We start from the raw sequence: 12,729 nt of genomic DNA, 5'->3' as shown, positions 1-12,729 counted from the left end.
GCGAAGAACTGCGGAGAACTGCGAAATCAGCCTACGTCGGCCCCGCCGCCCAGCCGCTCACCCGGAGCGATGCGCACCCCGCGCGCCCAGTCGGCGGCCTTCATCGGCTTCTTGCCCTGCGGCTGCACCCAGAGCAGCTCCACGGCGTGCGAGCCGGTGCCGACGTAGACGTTGTTCTTGGCCGCGCCCAGGTCGCCCGGCTTCAGGTCGGTCCGGTCCGCGACCGGCGCGACCGAGACCAGCTTGAGCCGCTCCCCGCGGAAGACCGTCCACGCGCCCGGCGCCGGGGTGCAGCCGCGCACCAGCCGGTCGACGCGCATCGCGGGCGCGTTCCAGTCGACCCGGGCGTCCTCGACGGTGATCTTCGGCGCGAGCGAGACCCCGTCGGCGGGCTGCTCCACGGCGCGCAGGGTGCCGTCCTCGATGCCGTCCATGGTGGCGACCAGCAGCCCGGAGCCGGCGAAGGCGAGGCGGGTCAGCAGGTCGCCGCTGGTGTCGGTGGGCCGGATCTCCTCGGTGAGGATCCCGAAGACCGGGCCGGTGTCGAGCCCCTCCTCGATCCGGAAGGTGGAGGCGCCGGTGACCTGGTCCCCCGCCATGATCGACTGCTGCACCGGTGCGGCACCGCGCCACGCGGGCAGCAGCGAGAAGTGCAGGTTGACCCAGCCGTGCTTCGGGATGTCCAGGGCGCCCTTGGGGATCAGCGCCCCGTACGCGACGACCGGGCAGCAGTCGGGGCCGATCTCCCTCAACCGGGCCTGGAATTCCGGGTCGCGCGGCCGGACGGGCTTGAGGACCTCGATGCCGGCTTCCTCGGCGCGCTCGGCGACGGGGCTGGCGACGAGGCGACGGCCCCGGCCGGCCGGCGCGTCGGGCCGGGTGACGACTGCGGCGACCTCGTGGCGCCCGGAGGCGATCAGAGCGTCCAGGGCGGGCACGGCGACCTCGGGGGTGCCTGCGAAGACGAGCTTCACTGGGGTCTACCTCGCTATCTCGGCTGTCAGCAGCGCATCAGTCTATGCGGTGGCCGCACACCGTCCCACTTGCGAGGCGACGCCCGCCCGAGGGGGCGTACGCACATACGCGCGCTCCTCGCATATGCCGACACGCCCCCATAGCGTGACCTGCCCACCGGGTAGCGCGTTGGTCAAAAGAGATTGACCGAAACGGGCCGCGAAACAGAACGGTGTCTGCGGCCCGATCCGCTCTTCAGCACCGGTTCGAGAGGCTTCTTCATGGCCGACCACGCCACCCACGACGCCCAAGCACGGGCCAGCTTGCACCTCCTGGTGCGGGACATCGAGCGGGTTCGCCGACAGGTGGATGCTCTGCGTACGCTCACCGCCCAGCTCGGCAACGTCTACCGCCCGCGCCGATCGGGCCCCTCCACGGGTTTCGTCGTCTACGGCAGGGCACCCGCACCCACCGTCCGCCTCGCGCAGGAACTGCGGGACAGCGTCGAGACGCTGGTCACCGCCGCGGTGGACTTCGACCGCTCGCTCGGCTTCTCGTGGGACGCGGTCGGCTCGGCGCTCGGCGTCACCAAGCAGGCCGTCCACCGGCGCTACGGTGCCCGGCGGGCGCAGAGCGCCGATTCCGCCGAGCGGGAGCCGCTGGCCGAGGGCACGACGACCCGGACCCTGGGGCCCCTGCCCACCGTCCCGGCGGCGCGCTCGGTGCCGCCGCAGCCGGTGCGCGAGGAGGCGGGCGCGTCCCGCCCCGCCGCCTTCCCCGGCCCCCGCAACGGCTGACCCCCCGCCGCCGGGACGCCGACCCCCGACGGCCCAGCCCCCGGCGGAGCGCCCTCCAGGGCCGCCCCGCCGGGGGCTTCCGTCGTTCCCCGCCGGAACGGAGCCGTTGCCCTGCGGGGCTGGGTCCCCTACCCGCCCTTCCACCGATCCCCGGGGCTCCGCCCCGGACCCCGCTCCTCAAACGCCGGAGGGGCTGGATGATGCCCGGCCGGGGCTGGGGCGAGCCCCAGGGGCCTTTCAGCCGTCCGGCGTGTGAGGACCGGGGTCTGGGGCGGAGCCCCAGGAGGGGTCCGGGCAACGCCCGGGGAACGGTGGAAGGGCGGGTAGGGGACAGCCCCGCAGGGCTCGCCTCCCCAGCCCGGGCTGGGCCTAGCCGATGTCCAACGGATCGATCCGGATCCGGACCGCCTCCGACGCCGGGACGCCCCGGGCCAAACGGGCCGCCTGGGCCGACTTGAGGGCAGCCGCCAAGGCGGCCCCGCTCCCGGGCGGGACCCGGACCAGCGCCCGCTCCCCCGCAGACGGCTCCCCCCGGAGCCCCCGCACCGGCACCGGCCCCAGCACCTCCGCGTCCACCGGCAACCCGGCCCCCGCCAGGAAGGCCGAGACCGCCTCGGCACTGCCCGCGGCGACCGCCGCCATCCGGGATACCGGCGGGAACCCGAGCTGCGCCCGCTCCGCGAGCTCCCGCACCGCGTGCCCGACGGGATCCCACCGCACCAGCGCCTGGACCGGCCGCAGCGTCGGCTCGGCCACGACCACCACCTGCCCGTCCCCGCGTACCAGCGAGGCCGCCGCGATCCACCGCCGCAGCGCGTCCTCGCTCGCCCGCAGGTCGGGCCGGCTCAGCATGGCCCAGCCGTCCAGCAGCAGCGCCGCCGCGTACCCGGCGCCCGCCGCGACCGGCTCGGCGCCCGGCGTGGACACCACCAGCGCGGGCCGGTCCGGCACCTCGTCCAGGATGTGGTCGCGCCCGGAGGTGCGTACGGGTACGGCCGGGAAGGCCCGCCCCAGTTCCTCGGCGGTCCGCCGCGCGCCCACCACCTGGGCGCGCAGCCGGAACGATCCGCACTCCTCGCAGTGCCAGGCCGGCTCGGCCCGCCCGCACCACCCGCAGTGCAGGTCCCGCGCGTCGGGCGCTTCCAGGGGCCCCGCGCAGACCGTGCACCGCGCCGGCGTCCGGCACCGCTCGCAGGCCAGCCGGGGCACGTAGCCGCGCCGGGGCACCTGGACGAGCACGGGCCCGGTCTTCAGCCCCTCCCGTACGGTCTCCCACGCGAGGCTCGGCAGCCGGGCGGCCCGCGCGGCCCCGTCCCGGGCCAGCAGCTCGTCTCCGACGGTCCGGATCCGGGGCGCGTACGTACGCACGGTCTCGCGGTCGGCGACCAGCGGCCGGGCCCAGCCGGACTCGACGAGCTGCGCGGCCTCCACCGTGCAGCTGGTGCTGCCCACCAGGAAGCCGCAGCCGTCGGTGACCGCGCGCAGTTCCAGCACCTCCCGCACGTGCGGGAAGGGGGCGTGGACGTCACTGTGGCTGGAGTCGCCGTCGTCCCAGACCGCTACGAGCCCGAGGTCCCGTACGGGAGCGAACATCGCGGCCCGGGTGCCGACCACGGCGCGCACCGAGCCCCGGCTGACGGCCAGCCACTCGCGGTAGCGCTTCTCCGGCCCCGACTCGGCGGTCAACAGCGCGTGGCGCCCCTCGCCGAGCAGGGCGGTGAGCGCCGCGTCGACACGGGCCGCGGTGCGCCCGTCGGGGACCACCGCGAGGGCGCCGCGTCCGGAGGCGAGGGTGGCGGCCATGGCGCGGGCCAGCTCGTCGGCCCAGCCGGGGCCGGGCAGGGCCGTCCACACGGCGCGCGGGGTCCCGCCGCCCGCCAGGGCCCGCAGGAAGCCGGGGCCGGCCCCGTACCGCTCCCAGCCCGCGGGCTCGGGCGCGGCCGGCGGGGGCAGCGGTTCGGGGGACGGCTTGGACTCGGCGCGGGCGCTGCGCGCGGGCAGGGCGAGCTGGAGCACGTCGGCGAGGCTGCCGGCGTACCGGTCGGCGACGGCGCGGGCGAGGGCGAGCATGCGCGGGCCCAGCACGACCTCGGGCGAGACGACCTGGGCGAGGGCCGCGAGGGCTCCGTTGTAGTCCGACTCGGCGCGGCGCTCGATGACGAAGCCGTCGATGAGCCCGCCGCCCTCGCGGCGGCCGCCGTGGACCCGGTGGGAGCCCGCGCCGAAGCGGACCCGGACGCGGACGCCGGGCTGGGCGGTCTCGGAGAGCTCGGCGGGGACCGCGTAGTCGAAGAGCCGGTCGAGGTGGAGCACGCCCTTGTTCACGAGGACCCGGGCCACGGGCAACTCCTCGGCGACGGAGGCCCCGCGCCAGGTCCGCGGCTTGGCCTTGGGCGCCTTGGCCTTCGCCTCGGCGACCATCTCCCGCATCAGCGCGAGCTGCTCCGGCGGACCGCCCGGCCCGCTCCGCTCCCCCGCGTCATTGGTGCTGCTCACACCCGCATTCTTACCAAACCCCACCGACAACGGCGGACGGGCCCGCACGCACGGACGGCCCCGGACCACGAGGGTCCGGGGCCGTCCGTCGAACGGGTGCTGCGAGCGGGCCGAGCGGGTCCTACAGGCCGGCTGCGGTCCGCAGGGCGTCCACGCGGTCGGTGCGCTCCCAGGTGAAGTCCGGCAGCTCGCGGCCGAAGTGGCCGTAAGCGGCGGTCTGGGCGTAGATCGGCCGCAGCAGGTCGAGGTCGCGGATGATCGCGGCCGGACGCAGGTCGAAGACCTGGCCGATGGCGTTCTCGATCTTCTCGACGTCGACCTTGTGCGTGCCGAAGGTCTCGACGAACAGACCCACCGGCTCGGCCTTGCCGATCGCGTACGCGACCTGGACCTCGCAGCGCGAAGCCAGACCGGCGGCGACCACGTTCTTGGCGACCCAGCGCATGGCGTACGCGGCGGAGCGGTCGACCTTGGACGGGTCCTTGCCCGAGAAGGCGCCGCCACCGTGACGGGCCATGCCGCCGTAGGTGTCGATGATGATCTTGCGGCCGGTCAGGCCGGCGTCGCCCATCGGGCCGCCGATCTCGAAGCGGCCGGTGGGGTTGACCAGGAGGCGGTAGCCCTCGGTCTCCAGCTTGATGCCGTCCTCGACCAGCTGGTTCAGGACGTGCTCGACGACGAACTCGCGGATGTCCGGGGCGAGCAGCGAGTCCAGGTCGATGTCCGCCGCGTGCTGCGAGGACACGACGACCGTGTCGAGGCGGACGGCCTTGTCACCGTCGTACTCGATGGTGACCTGGGTCTTGCCGTCGGGACGCAGGTACGGGATGGTCCCGTTCTTGCGGACCTCGGACAGCCGCTTCGAGAGGCGGTGCGCGATGTGGATCGGGAGCGGCATCAGCTCGGGGGTCTCGTCGCAGGCGTACCCGAACATCAGGCCCTGGTCACCGGCACCCTGCTTGTCGAGCTCGTCCTCGTCGCCCTCGACCCGCTTCTCGTACGCGGTGTCGACGCCCTGCGCGATGTCAGGGGACTGCGCGCCGATGGACACCGACACGCCGCAGGAGGCGCCGTCGAAGCCCTTCTTCGAGGAGTCATAGCCGATCTCGAGGATCTTGTCGCGGACGAGCTGCGCGATCGGCGCGTACGCCTTCGTCGTCACCTCTCCCGCGATGTGGACGAGACCGGTGGTGATGAGGGTCTCCACGGCGACGCGCGAGGTCGGGTCCTCGGTGAGGAGCGCGTCGAGGATGGTGTCGCTGATCTGGTCAGCGATCTTGTCGGGGTGACCCTCGGTCACAGACTCCGAGGTGAAGAGACGACGGGACACAACGCTCCCTGGGGTTGCAGCGGCTGCTGGCTGAAATATTGGTGGAACCTCATCGGAGGCTGCGCCCGATCACGTTCCGGCTGCAGTTTATCGGTCGCCACCGTTCGCCGGACCACCCGTCTCGCCCTATGGGAGCCGTGTGACCTGCGACACTCCATTCTTACCCAAGGATCAGCCTGCGGAAAGGGCCTCCGCTCAGGCGCGTCGCGCCGCGAGTCGCGGGGCGACCTGATCCCAAATCACGTCTGCGAGCGATTCCTTCGGACCGTAGGGGACGGCGAGCTCGCTTCCGTCGGAGGACAGGATGACCGCCTCGTTCTCCTCGGAACCGAAGGTCTTCGCCTCACCCACCTCGTTGACGACGAGAAGGTCACACCCCTTGCGGAGGAGCTTGCTCCGCCCGTTGGCGAGTACGTCGTCGGTCTCGGCGGCGAAACCCACCACGACCTGGCCCTCCCGGGCGCGGTCGGCGGAAATCTCCGCGAGAATGTCCGGATTACGCACGAGGGTGACCGGTGCGGGCTCCTGCCCGTCCTTCTTCTTGATCTTTCCGCCCGCGTACTCGGCCGGCCGGAAGTCGGCCACGGCCGCGGCCATCACCACCGCGTCGGCGTCCGCGGCGGCCTTGAGGACGGCCTCGCGCAGCTGCAGGGCCGTCCCGACCCGTACGAGGTCCACCCCGGCGGGGTCGGCGAGCGCGGTGTTGGCGGAGACCAGGGTGACCCGGGCCCCGCGGGCGACGGCGGTACGGGCGAGGGCGTAGCCCTGCTTGCCGGAGGAGCGGTTGCCGAGGAAGCGGACCGGGTCGAGGGGTTCGCGCGTACCGCCCGCGCTGATCACCACGTGCCGGCCGACGAGGTCGGGCTCGGCCACCCCGCTGGCCGGACTGCTCCTCCTCAACACGCTCGCGCACACCTCGAAGATCTCCTCGGGGTCGGGCAACCGCCCCTTGCCGGTGTCCTTGCCGGTGAGCCGGCCGACCGCCGGCTCGATGACCACGGCGCCGCGGCGGCGCAGCGTGGCCACGTTCTCCTGGGTGGCCGGGTGCTCCCACATCTCGGTGTGCATCGCGGGTGCGAACACCACCGGGCAGCGTGCGGTGAGCAGGGTGTTGGTGAGCAGGTCGTCGGCCAGCCCGTGGGCGGCCTTGGCGAGCATGTCGGCGGTGGCCGGGGCGACGACCACGAGGTCGGCGGACTGCCCGATGCGCACGTGCGGCACCTCGTGGACGCTCTCCCAGACCTCGGTGGAGGCCGGGTTCCCCGAGAGGGCGGCCCAGGTGGCCTCCCCGACGAAATTCAGCGACGCCGCCGTCGGCACCACGCGCACGTCGTGCCCGGACTCGGTCAGCCGGCGCAGCAGCTCGCATGCCTTGTAAGCGGCGATCCCGCCACTGACTCCGAGCACGACCTTCGGCTTACCCACCACACACGCTCCTTCGGCTGATGACCGGTGTGAACCCATGACACACCACTGACACACCACAGGCCCGGCAGATGTTCTGCCGGGCCTGTGGTGAAAAGGAAAACTCGTGCCTTACTGAGCCGGGGCCTCGATGGCCTCGGAGGTCAGCAGACCCGCGTTGATCTCGCGCAGCGCGATCGAAAGCGGCTTCTCGTGGACGTGGGTGTCCACCAGCGGGCCGACGTACTCGAGCAGGCCCTCACCGAGCTGCGAGTAGTACGCGTTGATCTGACGCGCGCGCTTGGCCGCGTAGATCACGAGGCTGTACTTCGAGTCCGTGGCCTCGAGCAGCTCGTCGATCGGCGGGTTGATGATGCCCTCGGGCGCAGTAATGGAAGAGGACACGCTCTACCTTCCGAAGATGGGGTAAGACCTAGAAGTGTCGAATCCGGACCGTCCGGACCGGTTGAACACCGGTCAACGATCAGACGACATTCATCAAGGCTAGCAGCTCGCGCGCGACGTCCTCGACCGAGGTGTTGACCAGGGTGGTGTCGAACTCGGATTCGGCAGCCAGTTCGATCTTGGCGGCACCGAGCCTGCGCTCGACGACCTCCGCGGTTTCGGTGCCCCGGCCGGTGAGCCGGCGGACCAGCTCGTCCCAGCTCGGAGGAGCCAGGAAGACCAGCTGAGCCTCGGACATGGACTCGCGTACGAGCCGTGCGCCCTGGAGATCGATCTCCAGCAGGACCGGCTCGCCGTTCTCCAGGCGTTCCAGCACTGCGCCGCGCGGTGTGCCGTAGCGGTTGCCCGCGAACTCGGCCCACTCCAGCAGCTCGCCATTGGCGATCAGCTTGTCGAACTCGTCGTCGTTGACGAAGAAGTAGTGGACTCCGTGTCGTTCACCGGGCCGCGGCTTGCGGGTGGTGGCCGACACCGAGAGCCAGACCTCGGGGTGAACCTTGCGCATATGCGCGACGACCGTGCTCTTGCCGACCCCCGAAGGGCCGGAGAGCACGGTCAGCCGCGGACGAACCTCTGCTGCCATAGAGCGATTATCCAGCTTCTCGGGACTGCCTGAGAACGCCGGGAGAACTTCGGACGACGCCTTAGGCGGCGTTGCCGCCGAACTCGCGCTCCAGAGAGGCGATCTGGTTGGAACCGAGACCTCGGACACGCCGGGACTCGGAGATGCCGAGGCGCTCCATGAGCTGCTTGGCGCGTACCTTGCCGACGCCGGGCAGGGACTCCAGGAGAGCGGAAACCTTCATCTTGCCGATGACGTCGTTCTCCTGCCCCAGCTTGATGACGTCGTGCAGGGAGGCGCCGGAGTGCTTGAGTCGATTCTTCACCTCGGCCCGCTCCCGGCGAGCCGCGGCGGCCTTTTCGAGCGCTGCTGCGCGCTGTTCAGGGGTAAGGGGCGGAAGAGCCACGCCTACGTCACCTCGGATGTCGAACTGTCGGATACGGACCAGTGAAATGCCGGAAGGCATCACACCAGGCGAGCGCCCGAACAGCGGTGGTGCTCGATCGCTGCTCGTTCACTCTGCTCGGAGACTAGCGGCCATGACCGCTCCAGTCAGCGAGAACGGACGAAAAGTCCTGGTCAGCCTCCACTGAACCGTACATCACGGACAAACCACCCCGGATTTGTCCGGTGAAAGACGTTCGAATTTCGTCAGGGAGTGCGATGAGACCGTCCGACGGCGTCCTCGAACGCCCCGATCCCGCGTACGGCGAGTGCCGCGCGCAGGTCGTCGCGGATCCTCAGGGGTGCGGACGGATCGTTGAACAGGGCGGTCCCCACCGCCACGCCCGAAGCTCCGGCGAGGACGAATTCGAGCGCGTCCCGGCCGGAGGCGATCCCGCCCATCCCGAGGATGGGGACCCACCGGACGGCGCCGGCCAGCATGGCCCCGTACACCTGGAAGACGCAGCGGACGGCGACGGGCCGGATCGCCGGGCCGGAGAGGCCTCCGGTGACCCCGGCGAGGGCCGGGCGCATGGTGTCGGTGTCGATGGCCATCCCGAGGACGGTGTTGATCATCGAGAGCCCGTCAGCACCCGCGTCCGTGCACGCGGCCGCGATGTCGGTGATTCGCGTCACGTCGGGGGTCAGCTTGGCGTAGACGGGCAGTGCGGGGTCGGCCGCCGCCTTGACCGCCCTGACCACTTCGAAGGAGGCGTCGGCGTCGCAGGCGAAGACGAGACCGCGGTTCGCGACGTTGGGGCAGGAGATGTTGGCCTCGATCCCGACCACGCCGGGCTGCCCGGTCAGCCAGGCCGCCGCCTCGGCGAACTCCTCCGTCCGCTCCCCCGCGACCGATACGAGCACCCGTGCCCCGCGCTCGGCCAGCCAGGGCAGCTCGTGCTCGACGAAGTGGTCGATGCCGGAGCCCTGGAGCCCGATGGAGTTCAGCATCCCGCTGGGGGTCTCGGCCATCCGGGGAGTGGCCCGGCCGGAGCGGACGCAGGGCATCACCGTCTTGGTGGTGATGGTGCCCAGCTCGTGCAGGGGGGTGAACCGGTGCAGCTCGCGGCCGTAGCCGGCGCAGCCGGAGGCGGTGGAGACGGGGTTGGGAAGGGTGACGCGGGCCCCGAGGGGCGCCGACATGTCCACGTCTTCGGGGTTCAGGGGAATCACGGGGCTCAGAGGACTCACCGGTGGCTCGCCTTCGGGGTCATGGCGGCCGCGCCTTCGAGGTCGTCGGGCAGGGTTCCGGCGTCGTCCCAGCGGACGCTGGTGCCGTCGAAAACTGGGCCGGATGTGCAGGAGCGAAGGAAATGGGTGACGCCGTCGGGGCCGGTGACGGGCAGCACGCAGCTCATGCAGATCCCTATCCCGCAGGCCATGGCCTCCTCGACGGCGGTGTGGCTGGCGGCTCCGGCGGCGGTGGCGATCTCCGTGACGGCCTTGAGCATGCCCATCGGACCGCAGGAGTGGACCTCGGTGGCGCCGGTCACCGTGACGGCCTCGGGGAGCACGTCGGTCACCCGGCCCCGCCGTCCGGCCGAACCGTCGTCGGTCACCACGTACACGTGCTCGGCGAGGGCCTCGGCCCGCTCGACTCCGAACAGCCGGTCCTCGGTGGCGGCACCGAGCACGAAGGCGACCCGGCCGCCGCGCCCGAGGATCTCCTCTGCGAGGGCGAACATCGGCGCACTGCCGTAGCCGCCGGCGACGAGGACCGCCCCGACCGGGCCGTCGGGGAGCGGGAAGGGGGTGCCGAGGGGGGCGATGAGGTCCACGGTGTCGCCGGGGCGGTGCGCGGCCAGCGCCCTGGTTCCGCGGCCGGCCTCGGCGAAGACGAACTCGAGGGTGCCGGTGCCGGGGTCGGCGCGGTGGATGGAGAACGCGCGGCGGAGCAATGTGCTCGCGTCCCGGCCGCCGATGGCGAGGGCGCCGAAATGTCCGGGGCGCACCCCGGTGACGCCGGGGGCGTCGAGGACGAGGTGGTGGTAGGCCCCGACGGGCGTGATCCGCCGGATGGTGGCGACGGTCTGTACTGGGGGCACGCGGGGCGCTCCGTCCGGGGGTAGGGGGCGTAACCCCCCACCCCATGATCGCCCCGGGACCCCCCGCACCACACCGGTCCGAAGCCCCGACCCTCCGGGCCCTACGCCCCGCCCTTCGCCCCTTCCCCGGAAAGATCCAGCCCCGCCGGCGTTTGAGGCGCGGGGTCTGGGGCGGAGCCCCAGGGAACGGTGGAAGGGCGGGTGGGGGACGGCCCCGCAGGGCTGCGCCCCCCGGGGGCTACGCCGACGCGACGGCGGTGCGGATCTCGTCCGCGAAGGCCTGCGCCGAGGCGCGCAGTGCGGCCGCGTCGGGGCCGTGCTTCAGGACGCCCCGCGACACGTTCGGCACGACATTGCGGACGGCCGCGCCGAACACCGCCGGCAGGTCCGCCGCGGTAGCGCCCTGCGCACCGATGCCGGGCGCCAGCAGCGGCCCGTTGATGTCCAGGTCGAAGGAGGACAGGTCCCCGAGCGTCGCCCCGACCACGGCGCCGAAGGAGCCCATCGGGGAGGCCCCCGCGTTCTCCGCCGCCAGGTGCGCCAGCATCGTCGCGCCGATCGAGCGGCCGTCCGACCGCACCGCCCGCTGGACCTCCGCACCCTCCGGGTTGGAGGTCAGCGCCAGCACGAAGAGCCCGGCCCCCGACTCCCGCGCCAGATCGACGGCCGGCTTCAGCGAGCCGTATCCGAGGTACGGGGAGACCGTCAGCGCGTCGGAGAACAGCGGCGAGGAGGGCGAGAGGAAGGTCTCCGCGTAGGCGGCCATCGTCGAGCCGATGTCACCCCGCTTCGCGTCCATGACGACCAGCGCGCCCGCCGCACGGGCGTCGGCCACCGTCTGCTCCAGTACCGCGATCCCGCGCGAGCCGAACCGCTCGAAGAACGCCGCCTGCGGCTTGAAGACCGCGACCGAGTCGGCGAGCGCTTCGACCACCGTGCGGGAGAACTTCTCCAGGCCCGCGATGTCGTCGTTCAGGCCCCAGGAGGCCAGCAGGGCGGCGTGCGGATCGATGCCGACGCACAGCGGCCCACGGGTGTCCATCGCCTCGCGCAGGCGGGTGCCGAAGGGGGTCACGGAGGTCACAGGGCGGCCTTTCGGGTTTCCGCGCCCACCGCTTCGGCGAGCGTCGCGTACGGGCTGGCGGCCAGGCGCGCGGCCAGGCCCTTGTGGATGGCGCGGGCGTAGCAGGGGCCCTCGTAGATGAAGGCGCTGTAGCCCTGGACCAGGCTGGCGCCGGCCAGGATCCGCTGCCAGGCGTCCTCGGCGTTCTCGATGCCGCCGACGCCGACCAGGACCAGCCGGTCGCCCACGCGGGCGTACAGCCGCCGCAGGACCTCCAGCGAGCGCTCCTTGACGGGGGCGCCGGACAGGCCGCCGGTCTCCTTGATCAGCGAGGCGTCGGACTTCAGGCCGAGGCCCTCGCGGGCGATCGTCGTGTTCGTCGCGATGATGCCGTCCAGACCCAGTTCCAGCGCCAGGTCGGCGACGGCGTCCACGTCCTCGTCGGCGAGGTCCGGCGCGATCTTGACGAGCAGCGGGACCCGTCGGTCGGTCACGACGCGGTCCGCCGCCTCGCGCACGGCGCTCAGCAGCGGGCGCAGCGACTCGGTGGCCTGGAGGTTGCGCAGGCCCGGGGTGTTCGGGGAGGAGACGTTGACGACGAGGTAGTCCGCGTGCCGGGCGAGGCGCTCGGTGGAGGCGACGTAGTCGGCGACGGCCTCCTCCTCGGGGACGACCTTGGTCTTGCCGATGTTGACGCCGACGACGGTCTTGAAGACGGGCACGCGGGCCGCCAGGCGCTCGGCCACGGCCGCCGAGCCCTCGTTGTTGAAGCCCATGCGGTTGATCAGCGCGCGGTCCGGGACCAGCCGGAACAGCCGCTTCTTCGGGTTGCCGGGCTGGGCCTCGGCGGTGACGGTGCCGATCTCGATGTGGTCGAAGCCGAGCATCGACATCCCGTCGATGGCGACGGCGTTCTTGTCGAAGCCGGCCGCGAGCCCGAAGGGGCCGTGCATCCGCAGGCCGAGGGCCTCGGTGCGCAGGGACGCGTACCGGGGGGCCAGGCAGGCGGCGACGAAGGTGCGCAGCACCGGGGTGCGGGCCGCGAGGCGGATCCAGCGGAAGGCCATGTAGTGGGCCTGCTCCGGGTCCATGCGCTTGAAGACCAGGTCGAAGAAGAGTTTGTACATCGTGCAGGGGTTCCCTTGTGCGCTCATGAAGCTCATGAAGAG

At 72.3% G+C, this 12,729-nt stretch carries 12 protein-coding genes; 1 reads left to right on the top strand and 11 read right to left on the bottom strand.

Features of this window, described 5'->3' with window-relative positions; all coding sequences use genetic code 11:
- Window positions 1-26: 26 nt before the first annotated feature.
- Window positions 27-974, bottom strand: coding sequence for a methionyl-tRNA formyltransferase (gene fmt, locus ACE1OC_RS33020; RefSeq protein WP_407840050.1), 948 nt, complete (start codon window positions 972-974; stop codon window positions 27-29).
- 261 nt (window positions 975-1,235) lie between these two features.
- Here fmt and ACE1OC_RS33015 point away from each other — a divergent pair, with 261 nt between their 5' ends.
- A complete protein-coding gene (locus ACE1OC_RS33015) occupies window positions 1,236-1,751 on the top strand; it encodes a hypothetical protein (RefSeq protein ID WP_382969944.1) in 516 nt (171 codons plus the stop codon).
- Window positions 1,752-2,120: 369 nt separating this feature from the next.
- Here the strand turns inward: ACE1OC_RS33015 and ACE1OC_RS33010 are convergent, their stop codons facing one another.
- The 10 genes from ACE1OC_RS33010 to ACE1OC_RS32965 all read right to left on the bottom strand — a co-directional run bounded on the left by ACE1OC_RS33010 (window position 2,121) and on the right by ACE1OC_RS32965 (window position 12,687).
- Complete coding sequence (locus ACE1OC_RS33010) at window positions 2,121-4,247, bottom strand: primosomal protein N' (protein ID WP_407840049.1); 2,127 nt, start codon at window positions 4,245-4,247, stop codon at window positions 2,121-2,123.
- A 121-nt stretch (window positions 4,248-4,368) separates the two neighbouring features.
- Entirely contained in the window at window positions 4,369-5,577 is a 1,209-nt protein-coding gene (metK, locus tag ACE1OC_RS33005) for a methionine adenosyltransferase (protein WP_405494978.1), read from the bottom strand.
- Window positions 5,578-5,772: 195 nt separating this feature from the next.
- Entirely contained in the window at window positions 5,773-7,002 is a 1,230-nt protein-coding gene (gene coaBC, locus ACE1OC_RS33000) for a bifunctional phosphopantothenoylcysteine decarboxylase/phosphopantothenate--cysteine ligase CoaBC (protein ID WP_407840048.1), read from the bottom strand.
- A gap of 111 nt (window positions 7,003-7,113) precedes the next feature.
- The gene (gene rpoZ, locus ACE1OC_RS32995) at window positions 7,114-7,386 is read right to left on the bottom strand and encodes a DNA-directed RNA polymerase subunit omega (RefSeq protein ID WP_004948662.1); all 273 of its coding nucleotides are present in this window, start codon (window positions 7,384-7,386) and stop codon (window positions 7,114-7,116) included.
- A 79-nt stretch (window positions 7,387-7,465) separates the two neighbouring features.
- On the bottom strand, window positions 7,466-8,029 hold the full coding sequence (gmk, locus tag ACE1OC_RS32990; protein ID WP_243334346.1) for a guanylate kinase: 564 nt from the start codon (window positions 8,027-8,029) through the stop codon (window positions 7,466-7,468).
- Between the two features lie 61 nt (window positions 8,030-8,090).
- Window positions 8,091-8,414, bottom strand: coding sequence for an integration host factor, actinobacterial type (gene mihF, locus ACE1OC_RS32985; RefSeq protein WP_243334344.1), 324 nt, complete (start codon window positions 8,412-8,414; stop codon window positions 8,091-8,093).
- Window positions 8,415-8,659: 245 nt separating this feature from the next.
- Complete coding sequence (locus tag ACE1OC_RS32980) at window positions 8,660-9,625, bottom strand: dihydroorotate dehydrogenase (RefSeq protein WP_407840047.1); 966 nt, start codon at window positions 9,623-9,625, stop codon at window positions 8,660-8,662.
- A gap of 14 nt (window positions 9,626-9,639) precedes the next feature.
- Window positions 9,640-10,497 carry a dihydroorotate dehydrogenase electron transfer subunit gene (locus ACE1OC_RS32975; RefSeq protein WP_407840046.1) on the bottom strand — a complete coding sequence of 286 codons (858 nt, stop codon included), beginning with the start codon at window positions 10,495-10,497 and terminating at the stop codon, window positions 9,640-9,642.
- A 238-nt stretch (window positions 10,498-10,735) separates the two neighbouring features.
- Complete coding sequence (pyrF, locus tag ACE1OC_RS32970) at window positions 10,736-11,572, bottom strand: orotidine-5'-phosphate decarboxylase (protein WP_407841754.1); 837 nt, start codon at window positions 11,570-11,572, stop codon at window positions 10,736-10,738.
- 5 nt (window positions 11,573-11,577) lie between these two features.
- The gene (locus ACE1OC_RS32965) at window positions 11,578-12,687 is read right to left on the bottom strand and encodes a quinone-dependent dihydroorotate dehydrogenase (RefSeq protein WP_407841753.1); all 1,110 of its coding nucleotides are present in this window, start codon (window positions 12,685-12,687) and stop codon (window positions 11,578-11,580) included.
- Window positions 12,688-12,729: the final 42 nt, after the last annotated feature.

The organism is Streptomyces stoeckheimensis, assembly GCF_045822005.1.
GTDB classification, from domain to species: domain Bacteria; phylum Actinomycetota; class Actinomycetes; order Streptomycetales; family Streptomycetaceae; genus Streptomyces; species Streptomyces stoeckheimensis.
Note: the sequence above shows the minus strand (reverse complement) of the source record. Positions and strands in the feature narration are given on the sequence as shown.